Source organism: Escherichia sp. E3659, from assembly GCF_005781135.1.
GTDB lineage: Bacteria > Pseudomonadota > Gammaproteobacteria > Enterobacterales > Enterobacteriaceae > Escherichia.
Genome location: NZ_VATQ01000038.1, coordinates 18,790 through 37,510 on the forward strand (window position 1 = coordinate 18,790; position 18,721 = coordinate 37,510).

Below are 18,721 nucleotides of genomic sequence, written 5' to 3' on the forward strand. Positions count from 1 at the left end.
GTTAAAAATTAAGCTGAAATTTATAGCATTTTTTTAACCAGGCTGTCAGGCAGTGGTGTGTTTTTCTACCGCCATTGAGGTAGGTCAATTTGCGCAGGCGGATTATTTTGTGGCAAACACGTGTTCTTTTTGATTTCGCGCAAAAAGATTCAGAATTTTACTGTTAGTTTCCTCGCGCAGTAATACCCCTGAAAAAAGAGGAAAGCAATGGACGTCAGTCGCAGACAATTTTTTAAAATCTGCGCGGGCGGTATGGCGGGAACAACAGTAGCGGCATTGGGCTTTGCCCCGAAGCAAGCACTGGCTCAGGCGCGAAACTATAAATTATTACGCGCGAAAGAGATCCGTAACACCTGCACATACTGTTCCGTAGGTTGCGGGCTATTGATGTATAGCCTGGGTGATGGCGCGAAAAACGCCAGAGAAGCGATTTATCACATTGAAGGTGACCCGGATCATCCGGTAAGCCGTGGTGCGTTATGCCCGAAAGGGGCCGGTTTGCTGGATTACGTCAACAGCGAAAACCGTCTGCGCTACCCGGAATATCGTGCGCCAGGTTCTGACAAATGGCAGCGCATTAGCTGGGAAGAAGCATTCTCGCGTATTGCGAAGCTGATGAAAGCTGACCGTGACGCTAACTTTATTGAAAAGAACGAGCAGGGCGTAACGGTAAACCGTTGGCTTTCTACCGGTATGCTGTGTGCCTCCGGTGCCAGCAACGAAACCGGGATGCTGACTCAAAAATTTGCCCGCTCCCTCGGGATGCTGGCGGTAGACAACCAGGCGCGCGTCTGACACGGACCAACGGTAGCAAGTCTTGCTCCAACATTTGGTCGCGGTGCGATGACCAACCACTGGGTGGATATCAAAAACGCTAACGTCGTAATGGTGATGGGCGGTAACGCTGCTGAAGCGCATCCCGTCGGTTTCCGCTGGGCGATGGAAGCGAAAAACAACAACGATGCAACCTTGATCGTTGTCGATCCCCGTTTTACGCGTACCGCTTCTGTGGCGGATATCTACGCACCTATTCGTTCCGGTACGGACATTACGTTCCTGTCTGGCGTTTTGCGCTACCTGATCGAAAACAACAAAATCAACGCCGAATACGTTAAGCATTACACCAACGCCAGCCTGCTGGTGCGTGATGATTTTGCTTTCGAAGACGGTCTGTTCAGCGGCTACGACGCTGAAAAACGCCAGTACGATAAGTCGTCCTGGAACTATCAGTTCGATGAAAACGGCTATGCGAAACGCGATGAAACACTGACTCATCCGCGCTGTGTGTGGAACCTGCTGAAAGCGCACGTTTCCCGCTACACGCCGGACGTTGTTGAAAACATCTGCGGTACGCCAAAAGCCGACTTCCTGAAAGTGTGTGAAGTGCTGGCCTCCACCAGTGCGCCGGATCGCACAACCACCTTCCTGTACGCGCTGGGCTGGACGCAGCACACCGTGGGTGCGCAGAACATCCGTACTATGGCGATGATCCAGTTGCTGCTCGGTAACATGGGTATGGCCGGTGGCGGCGTGAACGCATTGCGTGGTCACTCCAACATTCAGGGCCTGACCGACTTAGGCCTGCTCTCTACCAGCCTGCCAGGTTATCTGACGCTGCCGTCAGAAAAACAGGTTGATTTGCAGTCGTATCTGGAAGCGAACACGCCGAAAGCGACGCTGGCTGATCAGGTGAACTACTGGAGCAACTATCCGAAGTTCTTCGTTAGCCTGATGAAATCTTTCTACGGCGATGCCGCGCAGAAAGAGAACAACTGGGGCTATGACTGGCTGCCGAAGTGGGACCAGACCTACGACGTCATCAAGTATTTCAACATGATGGATGAAGGCAAAGTCACCGGTTATTTCTGCCAGGGCTTTAACCCGGTTGCGTCCTTCCCGGACAAAAACAAAGTGGTGAGCTGCCTGAGCAAGCTGAAGTACATGGTGGTTATCGATCCGCTGGTGACTGAAACCTCTACTTTCTGGCAGAACCACGGCGAGTCGAACGATGTCGATCCGGCGTCTATTCAGACTGAAGTATTCCGTCTGCCTTCGACCTGCTTTGCTGAAGAAGATGGTTCTATCGCTAACTCCGGTCGCTGGTTGCAGTGGCACTGGAAAGGTCAGGACGCGCCGGGCGAAGCGCGTAACGACGGTGAAATTCTGGCGGGTATCTACCATCATCTGCGCGAGCTGTACCAGGCCGAAGGTGGTAAAGGCGTAGAACCGCTGATGAAGATGAGCTGGAACTACAAGCAGCCGCACGAACCGCAATCTGACGAAGTGGCAAAAGAGAACAACGGCTATGCGCTGGAAGATCTCTATGACGCAAATGGCGTGCTGATTGCGAAGAAGGGTCAGTTGCTGAGTAGCTTTGCGCATCTGCGTGATGACGGTACGACCGCATCTTCTTGCTGGATCTACACCGGTAGCTGGACAGAGCAAGGCAACCAGATGGCTAACCGCGATAACTCCGACCCATCCGGTCTGGGGAATACGCTGGGATGGGCCTGGGCGTGGCCGCTCAACCGTCGCGTACTCTACAACCGTGCTTCGGCGGATATCAACGGTAAACCGTGGGATCCGAAACGGATGCTGATCCAGTGGAACGGCAGCAAGTGGACGGGTAACGATATTCCGGACTTCGGCAATGCCGCACCGGGTACGCCAACCGGGCCGTTTATCATGCAGCCGGAAGGGATGGGACGCCTGTTTGCCATCAACAAAATGGCGGAAGGTCCGTTCCCGGAACACTACGAGCCAATTGAAACGCCGCTGGGTACTAACCCGCTGCATCCGAACGTGGTTTCTAACCCGGTTGTGCGTCTGTATGAACAAGACGCGCTGCGGATGGGTAAAAAAGAGCAGTTCCCGTATGTGGGTACGACCTATCGTCTGACCGAGCACTTCCACACCTGGACCAAGCACGCGTTGCTCAACGCAATTGCTCAGCCGGAACAGTTTGTGGAAATCAGCGAAACGCTGGCGGCGGCGAAAGGCATTAATAATGGCGATCGTGTCACCGTCTCCAGCAAGCGTGGCTTTATCCGCGCGGTGGCTGTGGTAACGCGTCGTCTGAAACCGCTGAATGTAAACGGTCAGCAGGTTGAAACAGTGGGTATTCCAATCCACTGGGGCTTTGAGGGTGTCGCGCGTAAAGGTTATATCGCTAACACTCTGACGCCGAATGTCGGTGATGCAAACTCGCAAACGCCGGAATATAAAGCGTTCTTAGTCAACATTGAGAAGGCGTAAGGGGGCGAAAAGATGGCTATGGAAACGCAGGACATTATCAAAAGGTCCGCAACTAACTCCATCACGCCGCCTTCTCAGGTGCGTGATTACAAAGCAGAAGTCGCGAAACTTATCGACGTTTCCACCTGTATCGGCTGTAAAGCCTGTCAGGTGGCGTGTTCTGAGTGGAACGACATCCGTGATGAAGTGGGGCACTGCGTCGGGGTTTACGATAACCCTGCCGATCTGAGCGCCAAGTCCTGGACGGTGATGCGCTTTAGCGAAACCGAACAGAACGGCAAGCTGGAGTGGCTGATCCGTAAAGACGGCTGTATGCACTGTGAAGATCCGGGCTGCCTGAAGGCGTGTCCGTCTGCTGGTGCAATCATTCAGTACGCTAACGGGATTGTCGATTTCCAGTCGGAAAACTGCATCGGCTGTGGTTACTGCATTGCCGGGTGTCCGTTTAATATTCCGCGCCTCAATAAAGAGGATAACCGGGTATATAAATGCACGCTCTGCGTCGATCGCGTCAGCGTCGGCCAGGAACCGGCTTGTGTGAAAACCTGTCCGACAGGAGCTATCCACTTCGGCACCAAGAAGGAGATGCTGGAGCTGGCGGAACAGCGCGTAGAGAAACTGAAAGCGCGTGGTTACGAACATGCTGGCGTCTACAACCCGGAAGGGGTCGGTGGTACGCACGTCATGTACGTGCTGCATCACGCCGATCAGCCGGAGCTGTATCACGGTCTGCCGAAAGATCCGAAGATCGATACATCGGTGAATTTGTGGAAAGGCGCATTGAAACCGCTGGCAGCGGCTGGATTTATTGCCACGTTTGCCGGGTTGATTTTCCACTACATCGGTATTGGCCCGAATAAGGAAGTGGACGATGACGAGGAGGGAAATCATGAGTAAGTCGAAAATGATTGTGCGCACCAAATTTATTGATCGCGCCTGTCACTGGACCGTGGTGATTTGCTTCTTCCTGGTGGCGCTGTCCGGGATTTCGTTCTTCTTCCCGACGCTGCAATGGCTGACGCAAACCTTCGGTACGCCGCAGATGGGGCGCATTTTGCACCCGTTCTTCGGCATTGCGATTTTCGTCGCGCTGATGTTTATGTTTGTGCGTTTTGTGCATCACAACATCCCGGATAAGAAAGATATTCCGTGGCTGTTGAACATTGTCGAAGTATTAAAAGGCAATGAGCACAAAGTGGCGGATGTTGGTAAGTACAACGCCGGGCAGAAGATGATGTTCTGGTCGATCATGAGCATGATTTTCGTGCTGCTGGTGACCGGGGTGATTATCTGGCGTCCGTACTTTGCGCAGTACTTCCCGATGCAGGTTGTTCGCTACAGCCTGCTGATTCACGCGGCTGCGGGTATCATCCTGATCCACGCCATCCTGATCCATATGTATATGGCATTCTGGGTGAAAGGGTCGATTAAAGGGATGATCGAAGGGAAGGTGAGCCGTCGCTGGGCGAAGAAACACCATCCACGCTGGTATCGTGAAATCGAGAAGGCAGAAGCGAAAAAAGAGAGTGAAGAAGGGATATAATCTCTTTTGAACTTTAAGCTGAAAATGGCGCTGTAAAAGGCGCCATTTTTTATTGTAGACAACATGCACTTTGTTCATGCCAGATGCGGCGTGAACGCCTTATCCGGCCTACAAACCGTTCAAATTCAATAGATTGCAGTGAACTTGTAGGCCTGATAAGCGTAGCGCATCAGGCAATGTTGCGTTTGTCATCAGTTTCAAATGGCGCTTTATAAGGTGCCATTTTTTTATTGCGTAACCAGACGGCGCAGTCGCGACACATCCACCGTTTTTTCCGCCTCTGCCAGACTCCAGGCGTTTTGCAGATTCAGCCACATTTGCGGCGAACTGCCGATCACCACGGAAAGTTTAATCGCCATTTCTGGTGTCAATGCCGCTTTTCCGGTCAGCAATCGGCTTGCTGTTGAGGGCGCAATTTCCATTGCTCTGGCAAACTCGCGCAGGCTGACGTTAAGTTCGTCCAGTGATTCCTGAATAATGTCCCCCGGGCGGGGATGATTGGCCATTTTCATCAGTGATAGTCCTCGTAATCCAGTATGTATGCATCGCCATTGACGAATTCAAATGTGATTCGCCAGTTGCCCGAGACAGATATCGCCCAAATTCCATCGCGATCGCCGCTTAACGGGTGTAGTCGGTAACCGGGCATATCGATATCAGCAAGACAGCTTGCTGCATCAATCACAGCGAGTCGGTGGCGTAATCGTTTGACTTGCGTCGGTATAACGCCGGAGGTTTTGCCGAGAAGAAACAAGTCACGCAATCCCTTGTGTCTGAAATTCATTATCATCTCTTCATCCTTGTTCCCTCGAAAGGAACGCTATCACTATTGTTCCGTGCAGCGCAACAAATTTCGCTACGTTTTCGCGAATTGTGAGGGGAAAGATGGGGGAGGAAAAGAAGAAGAGTGAAATTGCGGAAAGCGTCACGCAAAACAGGCTGCGACTCGAACATGGCAGTCGCAGCAAAGGCCTCTTAGCGGCGGAAATCAATCACCATACGGCCACGGATTTTGCCTTCTTCCATCTCGGTAAAGATGGTATTGATGTCCGCTAACGGACGCAGGGCGACTTTCGGCACCACTTTGCCTTCGGCGGCAAACTGGAAGGCTTCGGTTAGATCCTGGCGCGTGCCGACCAGCGAACCGACCACTTCAATACCATCCAGCACAAGGCGTGGGATATCCAGGCTCATAGACTCCGGCGGCAGACCGACAGCCACAACACGACCGCCTGCTCGTACAGCATCAACCGCCGAGTTAAACGCAGCTTTAGCTACCGCTGTTACCACCGCAGCGTGAGCGCCACCGGTTTTCTCCTGCACAATTTTGGCGGCGTCTTCAGTGCGTGAGTTAATCGCTAAATCTGCGCCCATTTCGGTTGCCAGTTTTAACTGCTCATCATTGACATCAATGGCGATCACCTTAGCGTTAAAGACATTCTTCGCGTATTGCAGGGCGAGGTTACCCAGACCGCCAAGACCGTAGATAGCAATCCACTGTCCTGGACGAATTTTTGACAGTTTAACGGCTTTGTAGGTGGTGACGCCCGCGCAGGTAATACTGCTGGCCGCCGCCGAGTCCAGGCCATCTGGCACTTTTACCGCGTAATCCGCCACCACGATGCACTCTTCCGCCATCCCGCCATCAACGCTGTATCCGGCATTTTTTACCGAACGACAGAGGGTTTCGTTACCGCTGTTACAGTATTCGCAATGACCGCATCCTTCGTAGAACCATGCCACGCTGGCACGATCGCCTGGTTTTAATGAGGTGACACCTGGGCCAACTTCTGCCACCACACCAATACCTTCATGACCCAAAATCACACCGGTCTTATCACCAAAATCGCCATTCTTAACATGAAGATCGGTATGACATACACCACAACACTCCATTTTCAGCAGGGCTTCGCCATGTTTCAGTGAGCGCAGTGTTTTATCCGTAACGTCAACATGATGATCCTTCGTAACAACCGCAGCCTTCATAGTTCCTCCTTTTCGGATGATGTTCTGCATAGCAGGTGAGGCAAATGAGATCTATTCGCCACTACCCAGTATGGATGAGATCTGAAAAAGGGAGAGAAAAATTGCCCGGCAGTGTTCACTACCGGGCGCAGGTTTAGATGGAGGTACGGCGGTAGTCGCGGTATTCGGCTTGCCAGAAATTATCATCAATGGCCTGTTGCAAAGCTTCGGCAGACGTTTTCACCGCCACGCCTTGCTGCTGCGCCATTTTGCCAACCGCAAACGCAATTGCGCGGGAGACTTTCTGAATATCTTTCAGTTCCGGTAGTACCAGACCTTCGCCGTTCAGAACCAGCGGCGAATACTGAGCAAGCGTTTCACTTGCCGACATCAGCATCTCATCGGTGATACGTGACGCGCCGGAAGCAATAACGCCCAGCCCGATGCCCGGGAAAATAAAGGCGTTGTTACACTGGGCGATAGGGTAGATTTTATCTTTCCATACCACTGGGTTAAACGGACTGCCAGTGGCGACCAGCGCGTTACCTTCGGTCCAGGCGATAATGTCCTGCGGTGTGGCTTCCACGCGTGAGGTCGGGTTAGACAGCGGCATCACGATCGGACGCGGACAGTGTTTGTGCATCTCACGGATGATTTCTTCGGTGAAAAGCCCGGCCTGTCCGGAGACGCCGATCAGAATATCTGGTTTTACATTGCGCACTACATCCAGCAGTGACAGCACATCGCTGTCGGTATCCCAGTCACTGAGGTTTTCGCGTTTCTGCACCAGTTTGGTCTGGAAAGGCAGCAAGTTCGGCATCTTGTCGGTCAGCAGGCCAAAGCGATCGACCATAAAGACTTTCTGCCGCGCCGCTTCCTCGCTTAATCCTTCGCGCTGAGTCTGGGCGATGATCATTTCGGCAATGCCGCATCCCGCGGAACCTGCACCGAGGAAGACAATCTTTTTCTCGCTCAGTTGGCCACCTGCCGCGCGGCTGGCTGCGATCAGTGTGCCTACCGTTACCGCCGCGGTTCCCTGAATATCATCATTAAAGGAACAAATTTCATTGCGATAGCGGTTAAGCAGTGGCATCGCATTTTTTTGCGCGAAGTCTTCAAACTGTAACAGCACGTCCGGCCAGCGTTGTTTCACAGCCTGGATAAATTCATCAACGAATTCATAGTATTCGTCGTCAGTGATACGCGGATTACGCCAGCCCATATACAGCGGATCGTTAAGCAGTTGCTGGTTGTTAGTCCCGACATCCAGCACCACCGGAAGGGTATACGCCGGGCTGATGCCGCCACAGGCGGTATAGAGCGACAGTTTACCGATCGGAATCCCCATCCCGCCGATGCCCTGGTCACCAAGCCCCAGAATACGTTCGCCGTCAGTCACCACAATCACTTTGATATTATGGTTTGGTACGTTTTGCAGAATATCGTCCATATTGTGGCGGTTCTGGTAAGAGATAAACACGCCGCGTGAACGGCGGTAGATCTCAGAAAAACGCTCACAGGCTGCGCCGACGGTTGGGGTATAAATAACAGGCATCATCTCATCAAGATGATTGTTTACCAGACGGTAGAAGAGGGTTTCGTTAGTGTCCTGGATGTTACGCAGGTAGATGTGCTTGTCGATTTCGGTTTTGAATCCCTGATACTGGATCCACGCACGTTCCGCTTGTTCTTCGATTGTTTCGACCACTTCCGGCAGTAACCCCAGCAGGTTGAAGTTACGGCGTTCTTCCATGCTGAAGGCGCTGCCTTTATTCAACAACGGAAATTCCAGCAGTACAGGGCCAGCGTAAGGAATATAAAGCGAACGCTGTTTTTTTGTTTTTGGTTCCATGTCACTCACTCTTTTTTGAATATCCATCCCTGGGGTGCTTTTATCTTCTTTGCTTTACCGCCAGGGCGTCGGCCCCAAGTATAAAGCAGATAAAAACAAAAACACCATTGCGCAGGCAATGGTGTTTAATCGTCATTGAGGACTGATGGTTATGAATTACTTTTCAGCGGGGCGTTTTCTGCCGGTTGGGGTATTTACCACGCTGGATTTGTCACCTTCGGTAACTATTTTGCGCTGGTTAGAAATTTTATGGTCCAGTCCAAGAATATGACGTGCCTGACGGTTCGATTTCATTTTAACTCCTCAATCCTGTTGCTAGTTTTAAGGACAACATCGCCGTAGCGAAGAAACACGTGCTAAACCCCTAAATTAGGTTGCCGATCAAGCATAGCACCTTAAAGCGTAGGGTGCTGGCCACTGACCACATAATTGATCGTTTGCTGGTAGATATCACTGAGGATGTCGTTATCAGAAGCTTCCACCCATTTGGTCAGCTCCATGAGAATGTCATCTTCAGTGACAACACCGTGCTCTGCCCGAAGGCCTTGCTCAATGGCATTAACCAGAGCGGGTTCTGCTGTTGAATTTTCTGCCTGATAATAAGTAAACATAGTGATTCTCCGTGTCTGTGTATTTATGGTGTCTGCTACGGATCGCAGATTTATAAAGCACATTCAGCATGGCAAATATTTGCCGCTTCGTTGTTAAGATTAGTCCTGGTTGATGATTTTTATATTTTAACACCATGATATTCATAGGGATTGTGATTGGGACTATTCGATTAATATTGATGCAATATCTTTGGGTTATATATTCCCCGTTATCTATTGTGGGAATTTAATTTAAGTGCAGAAGTAATATTTTCGCCGGATTTTATTCGGAATATCCTGCTTATCCTCGTGCGGATTCTCACGTAGTCTATAATTTCCTTTTTAAGCCCACAGGAGAGCAAGAATGACAATCCATAAGAAAGGTCAGGCACACTGGGAAGGCGATATCAAACGCGGGAAGGGGACAGTATCCACCGAGAGCGGCGTGCTGAACCAACAGCCGTATGGGTTTAACACGCGTTTTGAAGGCGAAAAAGGAACCAACCCTGAAGAACTGATTGGCGCAGCGCATGCCGCATGTTTCTCAATGGCGCTTTCATTAATGCTGGGGGAAGCGGGATTCACGCCAACATCGATTGATACCACCGCCGATGTGTCGCTGGATAAAGTAGATGCTGGTTTTGCGATTACTAAAATCGCACTGAAGAGCGAAGTTGCCGTGCCGGGTATTGATGCGTCCACTTTTGACGGCATTATCCAGAAAGCAAAAGCAGGATGTCCGGTTTCTCAGGTACTGAAAGCGGAAATTACGTTGGATTATCAGTTGAAAGCATAAGTACTCGCCGGGTGATGTTGTCATCCGGCAAGCATTTACACAGATATTTTCTACTCATCCCAATGAAACCTCGCATTTAAACTGCATCTTCATTTTTTTCGTTATTCCTGCCTGTTCTCGAACAATCATTATTGCATCAGGTTGTAAACTCCTGTTTCGTTCAGAATAACAGTAAAACTTTGTTTATTTATGTTCTCTGTTTGATGGTGAGAAACATTTATGGCATTGTAAGATTCAGTTGATTTAATTAACCTGAATTAATTGAATTTAATTAATGAGCTAATTAACATTGTTTAATAAGGATGAAACTATGTTGATGAAAAAGGTCTCTTTTGCCATTGCTTTAATTTCCCTAAGTCAGTATGCAAGTGCGTCTTCAGAATTTAATTTCTTATCTGACAATGTTTTTGTTGATGCTTCTCTTTCATTTCTGAATGGTGAGTCAGGTGAGTTTGTTTATAGCAATGGTGGCAAACTTAGCCAACTGGACTGGAAAATCCAAAATACCCCCATTGTTAAAATGGGGGTAACCTGGGATGCAATCTCATGGCTGACGCTTAATGCTAAAGGCTGGACGACGATTGCGTCTGCCGGCACGCTGATGGATGATTATGACTGGCTGGAGCCGGGGCAGCACCACTGGAGCGATTGGTCACATCACCCGGCAACGCGGTTGAATTTTGCAAATCAGTTTGATCTTAATATGACAGGTTGGTTTTTAAAGGAGCAAAACTACCAACTTGGCGCCATGTTAGGCTATCAGGAGACGCGTTTCAGTTGGATCGCGAAAGGAGGTTACTATAGTTATGATAATGGTGCCGACACTGGAGATATCCCTCATAACGAAAGAGTTATTGGCTACCAACAAAAATTCAGTGCTCCCTATTTAGGTCTCTCTGGTAAATATATCTATCATGATTTTGATATCATTGCTCAATTTAAATATAGCGCCTGGGGAGAAGGGAAAGGTACGGATCAGCATTATTTGCGCAACATTACATTTAAAGATGAAGTATCCAACCAAAAATATTATTCAGGTCTTATTAATGTGGGGTATAACATTAATTCACAGACGCGTATTTTCACAGAAATGTCATGGAGTAGATTCTCTAATGATATTGGGAATACTATAATTTATCATAAAGAAAATGGTGAAAGTGTAAAAGAGAAAGATTCGCCAGGGATGCAAAACTATAATTACATTATTGGCGCGGGCATTCAGTATCGATTTTAATATAGCGTCGGGTGAATGGCTGAATGTGAATACATGAAATCTTGCCCGTCTGCACGGGCAAGATGTACTAAGCGTCGATTTGAAGCGGTAGCGCAGTAGACATCCAGACAGAGATCTCTTCGGCGGGCAAAGGACGTGAGAATAAATAGCCCTGAATAACGCGACAGTGGATCTTGCGTAGCATCTCAAATTGTTCTTTGGTTTCGACGCCTTCCGCCACGACGGTTAAATTGAGGCTTTGCCCAATGCTGGTAATGGCTTCAAGTAAGGCTCGGATGCGTTTTTCGGTCAGACAACGATCGACAAAGCTTTTGTCAATTTTGATTTCCGTTACCGGAAGACTGACTAAACGGGATAAACCAGAAAATCCAGTGCCGAAATCATCGACAGATAAACCTACGCCCATATCGCGCAGGATCTGAATGCGCTTAAAGATTTCGGTATCGTGTTCCATCATCATGCTTTCTGTGATTTCCACCGTCAGCTGGTGGCCGTCAATACCCCAGGCTTGCATTGCATCAGACACCTGATTGGGTAGCTGATTGCTACGAAAGTGCAGCGCAGACAAGTTAACGGAAAGCGCCGGGATATGAATATTCTGGCTACGCCACTCTGCTAGCTGGCGGCAGGCTTCAGCAATAACCCAGCGACCAATGTTTTCGATTTCGCCAATCTCTTCAGCAAGGGGGATAAATCGTGAAGGGGGAACATGACCATGCTGTGGGTCATACCAGCGAGCGAGGGCTTCGATACCATACAGCTCACCGGTTTCCGCAAAGATCTGCGGCTGATAAACCAGTTTTAGTTTGTTGTTGCTGATAGCTTCTTTCAGCGCCGCACCAAGAATCAGACGCTCTTTCACCATTTCGTTCATTACCGGGCTAAAGAATTGCCAGCCGTTACCGCCGTTTTTGCGAATAAAATCCATCGCATTGTGGGCGGTCGAAAGCAGGTAGTCCCGGTTTTTACCAACGTCGTAACTGATACCAATGCTTAAGGTTAGCGGGAATGGTTTATCGTCAATCATGACCGGTTTATTCACGACGTTGCGAAGTTCATCGGCTATTTGGGTAATGTTACTGACGTCGTTTTCCGGACTGATGAGGACAAACTGTGTACCTTCAATACGACAGAGATACTGGTCAGGTTTGATCTTTTCGCGAAAGCGATTGACCACTTCCAGCAATGCCTGATCGGCCCACGCATAGCCAAGGCTGTCGATGACATCCTGAATATGGTCAATGCCAATAAGATACACCACAGGAGAGACGGCATTTTCTACCAGGTCATCGAGATAATTGTGCAGGTTATTGCGGTTTGGCAAACCGGTCATCGGATCAAACTGAATGAGCTGCTCAATATGCTGGCGACTTTTTTCCTGTTCCAGCGCCAGGGCGGCCATATGCTGGCTGATATCCGCCACTCGTTCGATAAACGCGCTGGTTACCGCCCCGGACGCTGTTTTGATTTTCAGAATCCCGGCAGGTGCGCCATCGCGCTGGCGAATGGTGACTGACCAGCTTTGCGCATTCTTTACTTCCGTCCCATGAGAGGACGACGCCCAATGCACCGGCATACCATTACGCAATGCATACAACGACACATGGGATTCATGAAGAATGGATTCAATATTCCGGCAGATGATTTCGCCCATTTCATGAAATGGCGGGCTGCTACACATCGCGGCGAGGATATTGCCTTCAAGCTCACGAATTTGTCGTTCTTCTGTGATATCGGAGAAGGTCATCACCAGGTTTTGCAGATTAGCCAGCACATCATAAACTGGGCTAATAGAGGCTTTAATCCAGATTTTTTCCCCCGTGCGCGTTAACAACAGAAATTCATCCTGATCACGCGCTGTTTTCCATAGCAGTTGCTGTAAGCGAATACGATTATCTGCCGGGTATTCAGGGATGTTAAGCAAAGTATCGGGCTGCATACCGCTGGCTTCGCTGATGCAGTAACCAAACATTTCAGTAAACGCGCGATTGCACTGCACGATATGGCGTTCCGGGTCCAGCACAATGACTGGGCGGTCGAGATGGTCAACGGCAATAATTAACTGCCGGGTCTGTTCTTTCTGTGCCATTTCTACGCTGGCATCACGTACCAGCGCCAGGTAATAAATTTTCCCTTCGGCAGTGACTTTGGATAGCGCAAAACGGGTCCAGATTTTACTGCCGTCTTTTTTCTCCAGCTGCAATTCCCGGCTCATACCTTCGACCCGCGCTTTACCGCCTTCGCGGTTATGGCGAATATATTCTGGATGCGCAGGGCGCAAATTATGGGGAATCAGCATATCAATGTTATTGCCTATCACCTCTTCGCGCTTATACCCCCAGAGCTTCTCCGCCGCAGGATTAAAAAACATTACTTCGTCATTTTCGTTAATTAACACCGCGCCCATCATATTTTGCTCAAGGGCGGGAAAAAAAATGCCGTCGGCGGCATTTTCTGCATCGGTTAGCTTCATGATTACCTCTGCATCCGGGAGCATCTAAAGACTGGCTTTCCAGAGTTCAACACGGTTTCTACCTCGTCTTTTCGCGATATACAGAGCTTCATCGGCTATTTGAATTAAGCGTTCATAATCAGGATGCCCATTAAACATGGCAGCGCCAATGGACAAAGAAAGGGTGATGTCTTCGCCATTTGCGGCTTTCAGTTTGGTTTTTTCCACCCGGCTGCGGATCCGCTCTGCGGTACGCAAAGTGTCATTTTCTGAAGCTTCAGTCAGCACTATGATAAATTCATCGCCACCGTAGCGAAAAACATAGTCACTGCTACGTACGTTGTCGTAAAACGCCTGTGAGACCTTACGTAAAATCTCATCGCCTGTGTTATGTCCCCATGTATCGTTGATCTCTTTGAATTTATCTACATCGATGATCAGAACAGACAATGGTGTACCGGCCCGATTGGCATGGGCAATTTCACGTTTAAAGATAGTCGGCAAGAAACGGCGGTTAAGTAATTTTGTTAGTACATCCATACCCACTTCATGACGCGAGACTTCTTCAAAGAGTTCACGCAGTAAGGTGATAATTTGCGATACAGTATTTCGTATCTGTAATAAAAACTTCACGCGCAGACTTTTGTTACTCAAATTTTTGGCATTGAGCATTGTCTGATGAAAAACCCCGTCGAAATCCTGAATAAGGCGAGAGATATGACCAACTTCAGCAATGCCACTAAAATAATGGCGACCTTTATGGTTAAACCACAGGCCAAAATCAGCCTGACTTAACGGTAAGCTGCTGCCTAAATCAGAATCCAACAGGACTTTATAAATAATATCTATTTCCCATGAAAGTAATGAGGCTATTTGGCGTTCTTTTTCTTCTTCGGCGTTTTCCAGTAATGAGAAGATACGATAGTTCTCGTCTTCTTTAGCCGCGCTACTGTCGCTAAAGGTAAATGCTCTGGTCATCACTTCCATGGCTATGTCGATACTGTTAATCGAAAAGTGATAAACCTGAAGTTTTTCAGAAGGTGAATAATCAGAGGAAAATATTACCGGGTAGAGGATTTTTTTCAGCACGCGAAAACCCATCTCGACAATTTCTACCGGAATGCCAATACGAGCATGGACTTCGGCTACGGTATGTTGGATTTGTATAAGTCTTTCAACATCATCTGTTTGTGCAGAGAGCACATTGATAATCCACGTTTCCATCGCACTTTTAAGTTGCCTTTCGACCTGTTCGTTACTCAAAAACTCTTCGGCATGCGGGTCAGTGCGTACAATTCGATAAAACTCAACACTTAAGTAATGAGCATGCGTTACGGCAATTTCTGCCGCTTTGTTACGAATGAGGGGGTCGACCTGGGCAACTAATCCGGTCCACTCATCTTTCATTCTTTTAAAGTACATCTCCATAATTCATACCCTTATACGGCTGGAAAGGCAGACGGAATCGAAAAACGCAACTCGTTTGGACAGGTTTATGGCACCATATTCTCCTGAAATATGAAGATATACCGAAACGAAATAAATGACTTATGACCGTTTTAATCTACGTTACTGGTCTTCTGAAGAGTATAGCCCATCGTGATTATTTTTCGGTGATGGTTAATATCGTATGGTTTTTCATATTCATACGTTTTTATCAGGGGAATTATAACAATTCGACTTAAGTTGATTTGATTATTCGTTGAGAGTGTTTTGTTGATGACAAGCCGGTGTTTAAAGCACCGGCAGTGTCACAAAGTAAGAAAGGGCGTTTAGCTTCCCCAACGGCTTTGCAGATAGCTAACTGCCTGTTGAGTTTGCGGCTTGTTCAGATAGTCTTCGCGGAACAAAATTGTGCCGCTAATTTCTGGCACGGCGTCGTTAAGATCAAGCTGCTTTTTCAGTTCTGGCACGCCGCCGTTAACCATCCAGTCTGGTTCTATCTTTGAAGGTTCGCCGACTTTATAGAAGGCGATACCAATATAAAGACGGGTTTTGGTTGGTTTGACGACATCTGCCCACCATTTTGCCAGTACGTCATAACGTGCTGCGCTACGCGAGAACGGCCAGTAAATTTGCGGGGCTATATAATCCAGTAAGCCTTGTTCGACCCAACGACGAGTGTCTGCGTAGGATTCATCATAAGCTGCGGCCCCGCGCGTATCCGAACCGAGCGGATCGTGTGAGCGATTTCGCCAGACGCCTGCAGGGCTTACACCAAATTCGACTTCCGGTTTAATGCTTTTAATGGTGTGCGACACCTTAGCAATTAACTGCTGGGTATTGTTGCGTCGCCAGTCAGCTTTTGACGCAAATGCACCACCGTATTTGCGGTATGTCTCGTTATCGTTAAGCCGTGAATCCGGCGATTCAGTATAAAAATAGTCGTCAAACTGCACGCCATCTACCGGATAACGAGAAACCACTTCAGCAACTATCGATGTGATCCAGTCCTGAACTTCAGGGATCCCTGGGTCGAGAACAAAACGGTCACCTGACGTCCTGATCCAGTCGCGATGTTGAACATAGACGCTGGCCGGTTGTTGAGACAGGGTGCTATTCAGTTCCCTGATAGTTCCGGGCTTCGTATTAACCGACACGCGGTAGGGGTTAAACCAGGCATGTACTTTCATCCCACGCTTATGGGCTTCGTCGAGAATAAATTGCAGCGGATCGTAACCAGGATATTCACCAATCTTGCCGGTCATTAGATCGGACCACGGCAAAATCTTCGACGGCCAAAGGGCAGTGCCGTCGGGCTTCACCTGGAAAAAGACCGTGTTAATTCCCAGTCGTTGCAAGTTTTCCAGTTTGTCGATCATCGCCAGCTGTTGCACGCGAACCCGGCTGGTGGGGTTGCTGATGTTAACCGAGGAGACGGGAGGCCAGTCGAGGCGGGACACCGTGGCCAACCAGATACCGCGCATAGGTTGCGACGACTGTTGTGCGGTCGCTGGTGGTTTTGAGCCTGCTGGTGGTGTCGTCATTGAATCTGGAGGCGTGCTTTTACAACTACACAGTAAAAGAGCCAGTGCAACCAGTGCCGCTGGCCTTTTAATCGCGGATTTCACAGTTCGGGAGCAGATATCCATATATGCTTATTTCCGGTAAACAGATGTGCGCTTATTCTCGTACTTATCTGGGGCAAGTCAATACGGCAATAAGTACGCAAAAGGGAGCGATTAATTTTCGCTCCCTTGTGTTATTACCACTCAGACACGGTTAGTGTTTCTTATCGTTCATCACAATATAGTGCGGTGAACGAGCACGTGGATGCAGGAAGAAGTGACCTTTCGGCGCGTTCTGGCTGTTAATTGGCTCCAGTGTAACACCTGTATTCGCTTTGCCTTTACGGTCATGAATGGCATAGAGAATAAAGGGTAGGGCAAGTACCACCAGGAAACTAACGACCAGTAATTCGACATACATATCGGTAGAGTCACCCTGGATGTTATCCGGCGGCAGGAAGGAAACAATAAACGCCATAATTGAAGTCAGCAGACCGACAATAGCCACAACCAGTTTCACCCCTTTACCACCAGGGATATTAAATGTGCGTTTTAAGTCAGGATGTTTAAGAACCAACACAATGTAGCCAATAAACAGCATGAAATAAGCACACAGATAAATCACCACCGTCAGCGCCAGTGCGATCAGGAAGGACATGTTGTTACCACCACCGGTGTTGGTGAGGATGATCAACGCGATAGAGGTAATCACCAGCTGGGAAATTACCAGAGTTACCGGCACACCATTTTTGTTCATTTTAGCGAACGCGGCGGGCAGTAGATTTTTCTGCGCGGTGACATACATCCCACGAGAAGGGCCAACAATCCATGAGGCGATTTCCGCCAGAACACCCAGCAGCAGCAGGGCAGAGATAACGCGAACCGTCCACTCAATTTCCGGTGCCACATGAGACATCAGAACGGTGAATGTTTGCATTACACCTGCGGACAGGTTAATTTCATTACCCGGAATCACCATCGCAATGGACAAACCGCCTACTGAACTTAAGCAAATCGCTGCCACCATCAGCAGTAACATTGCCAGCGGATAGTCGCGCCCGGGGTTGCTCATTTCATTAACGTGGGTCGCGGAAGCTTCTACCCCCATATAACTCAAAATGAAGGCAACAAACACAACCAAAGTGCCAACTTTCGAGAAATCAGGGAAGAAGGTTTTGGCATCCATTTCGATAGCAACCGGTGCTCCGGAGTGCAGATAAATCGCTGCTAATGCAATCAAAATAAATGCAGGCAGTAGAATACCCGCGAAGAAGCCCACTTTCGCAATTCGCGCAGTATATTTAGTACCGCCAAACTGAGTTAATGCCAGCGCCCAAAGAATAATCAGCGCAGCGATAGTTTTCGTTACCGGGTCTTCATTCAGTGCTGGCCATTTCAGAATGTAGGACAGCGCCCCTAACACGAAATAGAGCATTGGAATAAAGCCAATAGCGATTTGCAGATAGCCAAATGAGATTGCAGCGAATCCCCATTTCGGCCCCAGGGTATTTGATACCCAGGCGAACACGCCACCTTCTTCCCAGCCGTCCACGGTAGCCATTTCCGCAGCACAAAGACCAACGGGAATAAACCATAAAATCCCGCCCAAGAGCAGGAAGAAGACCAATGAAAAGCCAGATGTTGCGAAGGTAGGGTATTCATAAACAGCCATTACCATCGACGCCGTGATGGCGAAGAACCCGAGTAATGTTAGCTGCTTAGCTTTACCTGTCTGTACTGATGTAGCCATATTATCCCCCTAAAACGGTTGTCCTGTGGAACCGCACCTGTTTTGCTCTGAAGTGCCTTCAGAACAATTTTTTCCGTTGCTAATGCCAGTGAACAGACTTCGGAAATTGTCCCGAAACGGGTTCGTTTCGGGACACCGTTACCGCTTAAACGTTATCAGGTATGTTTAAAGCTGTTCTGCTGGGCAATGCCCTGCAGTTTCGGGTGATCGCTGAGGTATTTCAGGGAGGCTTTGTAGTCTTCCAGTAACAGTTCTGCGAAGTCCATTTCGAAGCCA

16 protein-coding genes are annotated in these 18,721 nt (G+C 48.8%); 5 read left to right on the top strand and 11 right to left on the bottom strand.

Features of this window, described 5'->3' with window-relative positions; all coding sequences use genetic code 11:
• The first annotated feature begins 207 nt into the window (after positions 1 to 207).
• From fdnG to fdnI, 3 genes are read left to right on the top strand one after another with little or no spacing between them, the layout of a single operon-like run.
• Positions 208 to 3,255 (top strand): formate dehydrogenase-N subunit alpha, encoded by a 3,048-nt coding sequence (gene fdnG / locus FEK47_RS20965; protein WP_011310214.1) that lies wholly within the window; start codon positions 208 to 210, stop codon positions 3,253 to 3,255.
• A 12-nt stretch (positions 3,256 to 3,267) separates the two neighbouring features.
• Positions 3,268 to 4,152 (top strand): formate dehydrogenase N subunit beta, encoded by an 885-nt coding sequence (gene fdnH, locus FEK47_RS20970; protein WP_135487777.1) that lies wholly within the window; start codon positions 3,268 to 3,270, stop codon positions 4,150 to 4,152.
• On the top strand, positions 4,145 to 4,798 hold the full coding sequence (gene fdnI, locus FEK47_RS20975; protein ID WP_000045648.1) for a formate dehydrogenase-N subunit gamma: 654 nt from the start codon (positions 4,145 to 4,147) through the stop codon (positions 4,796 to 4,798). Before fdnH ends, fdnI begins: the two co-directional genes overlap by 8 nt.
• Before the next feature lie 227 nt (positions 4,799 to 5,025).
• Here fdnI and FEK47_RS20980 read toward each other — a convergent pair whose 3' ends face one another.
• The 6 genes from FEK47_RS20980 to bdm form a co-directional block, all read right to left on the bottom strand.
• A complete protein-coding gene (locus FEK47_RS20980) occupies positions 5,026 to 5,310 on the bottom strand; it encodes a HigA family addiction module antitoxin (RefSeq protein ID WP_000781370.1) in 285 nt (94 codons plus the stop codon).
• Positions 5,310 to 5,588 (bottom strand): type II toxin-antitoxin system RelE/ParE family toxin, encoded by a 279-nt coding sequence (locus FEK47_RS20985; RefSeq protein WP_000605676.1) that lies wholly within the window; start codon positions 5,586 to 5,588, stop codon positions 5,310 to 5,312. Before FEK47_RS20985 ends, FEK47_RS20980 begins: the two co-directional genes overlap by 1 nt.
• A 185-nt stretch (positions 5,589 to 5,773) precedes the next feature.
• Positions 5,774 to 6,784, bottom strand: a complete 1,011-nt coding sequence (gene adhP, locus FEK47_RS20990; protein WP_000642407.1) for an alcohol dehydrogenase AdhP — start codon at positions 6,782 to 6,784, stop codon at positions 5,774 to 5,776.
• Positions 6,785 to 6,917: 133 nt separating this feature from the next.
• Positions 6,918 to 8,615, bottom strand: a complete 1,698-nt coding sequence (gene maeA / locus FEK47_RS20995; protein ID WP_024166593.1) for a malate dehydrogenase — start codon at positions 8,613 to 8,615, stop codon at positions 6,918 to 6,920.
• Between the two features lie 156 nt (positions 8,616 to 8,771).
• Entirely contained in the window at positions 8,772 to 8,909 is a 138-nt protein-coding gene (sra, locus tag FEK47_RS21000; RefSeq protein WP_000841557.1) for a stationary-phase-induced ribosome-associated protein, read from the bottom strand.
• 101 nt (positions 8,910 to 9,010) lie between these two features.
• Positions 9,011 to 9,226 (bottom strand): biofilm-dependent modulation protein, encoded by a 216-nt coding sequence (gene bdm, locus FEK47_RS21005; protein WP_000495766.1) that lies wholly within the window; start codon positions 9,224 to 9,226, stop codon positions 9,011 to 9,013.
• Between the two features lie 343 nt (positions 9,227 to 9,569).
• Between bdm and osmC the strand changes: the two genes are divergently transcribed.
• Together osmC and FEK47_RS21015 are read left to right on the top strand one after the other, a co-directional pair.
• Positions 9,570 to 10,001, top strand: coding sequence for a peroxiredoxin OsmC (osmC, locus tag FEK47_RS21010; protein WP_000152304.1), 432 nt, complete (start codon positions 9,570 to 9,572; stop codon positions 9,999 to 10,001).
• Between the two features lie 310 nt (positions 10,002 to 10,311).
• Positions 10,312 to 11,235 (top strand): omptin family outer membrane protease, encoded by a 924-nt coding sequence (locus FEK47_RS21015; protein ID WP_135487776.1) that lies wholly within the window; start codon positions 10,312 to 10,314, stop codon positions 11,233 to 11,235.
• A gap of 67 nt (positions 11,236 to 11,302) precedes the next feature.
• On the opposite strand, the gene dosP is transcribed toward FEK47_RS21015, so the two are convergent.
• The 5 genes from dosP to FEK47_RS25535 all read right to left on the bottom strand — a co-directional run.
• Entirely contained in the window at positions 11,303 to 13,708 is a 2,406-nt protein-coding gene (gene dosP / locus FEK47_RS21020) for an oxygen-sensing cyclic-di-GMP phosphodiesterase DosP (protein ID WP_130217559.1), read from the bottom strand.
• A 24-nt stretch (positions 13,709 to 13,732) separates the two neighbouring features.
• Positions 13,733 to 15,115: a diguanylate cyclase DosC gene (dosC, locus tag FEK47_RS21025; RefSeq protein WP_130210475.1), complete on the bottom strand. Its 1,383-nt coding sequence runs from the start codon at positions 15,113 to 15,115 to the stop codon at positions 13,733 to 13,735.
• 344 nt (positions 15,116 to 15,459) lie between these two features.
• Complete coding sequence (locus FEK47_RS21030) at positions 15,460 to 16,779, bottom strand: glycoside hydrolase family 10 protein (RefSeq protein ID WP_135487775.1); 1,320 nt, start codon at positions 16,777 to 16,779, stop codon at positions 15,460 to 15,462.
• Positions 16,780 to 16,909: 130 nt separating this feature from the next.
• Positions 16,910 to 18,445, bottom strand: coding sequence for an acid resistance gamma-aminobutyrate antiporter GadC (gene gadC, locus FEK47_RS21035; RefSeq protein ID WP_130259039.1), 1,536 nt, complete (start codon positions 18,443 to 18,445; stop codon positions 16,910 to 16,912).
• A 155-nt stretch (positions 18,446 to 18,600) separates the two neighbouring features.
• Positions 18,601 to 18,721: hypothetical protein (locus FEK47_RS25535; RefSeq protein WP_001392778.1), on the bottom strand; the 121-nt coding region annotated here is incomplete at its 5' end.

Excerpts from the sequence above, each read along its gene's own strand:
- dosC (WP_130210475.1), bottom strand. The coding sequence starts at position 15,115 with ATGGAGATGTACTTTAAAAGAATGAAAGATGAGTGGACCGGATTAGTT.
- bdm (WP_000495766.1), bottom strand. The coding sequence starts at position 9,226 with ATGTTTACTTATTATCAGGCAGAAAATTCAACAGCAGAACCCGCTCTG.
- fdnH (WP_135487777.1), top strand. The coding sequence starts at position 3,268 with ATGGCTATGGAAACGCAGGACATTATCAAAAGGTCCGCAACTAACTCC.
- FEK47_RS20980 (WP_000781370.1), bottom strand. The coding sequence starts at position 5,310 with ATGAAAATGGCCAATCATCCCCGCCCGGGGGACATTATTCAGGAATCA.
- maeA (WP_024166593.1), bottom strand. The coding sequence starts at position 8,615 with ATGGAACCAAAAACAAAAAAACAGCGTTCGCTTTATATTCCTTACGCT.
- FEK47_RS21015 (WP_135487776.1), top strand. The coding sequence starts at position 10,312 with ATGTTGATGAAAAAGGTCTCTTTTGCCATTGCTTTAATTTCCCTAAGT.
- adhP (WP_000642407.1), bottom strand. The coding sequence starts at position 6,784 with ATGAAGGCTGCGGTTGTTACGAAGGATCATCATGTTGACGTTACGGAT.
- sra (WP_000841557.1), bottom strand. The coding sequence starts at position 8,909 with ATGAAATCGAACCGTCAGGCACGTCATATTCTTGGACTGGACCATAAA.
- fdnI (WP_000045648.1), top strand. The coding sequence starts at position 4,145 with ATGAGTAAGTCGAAAATGATTGTGCGCACCAAATTTATTGATCGCGCC.
- gadC (WP_130259039.1), bottom strand. The coding sequence starts at position 18,445 with ATGGCTACATCAGTACAGACAGGTAAAGCTAAGCAGCTAACATTACTC.
- FEK47_RS20985 (WP_000605676.1), bottom strand. The coding sequence starts at position 5,588 with ATGATAATGAATTTCAGACACAAGGGATTGCGTGACTTGTTTCTTCTC.
- dosP (WP_130217559.1), bottom strand. The coding sequence starts at position 13,708 with ATGAAGCTAACCGATGCAGAAAATGCCGCCGACGGCATTTTTTTTCCC.
- FEK47_RS21030 (WP_135487775.1), bottom strand. The coding sequence starts at position 16,779 with ATGGATATCTGCTCCCGAACTGTGAAATCCGCGATTAAAAGGCCAGCG.
- osmC (WP_000152304.1), top strand. The coding sequence starts at position 9,570 with ATGACAATCCATAAGAAAGGTCAGGCACACTGGGAAGGCGATATCAAA.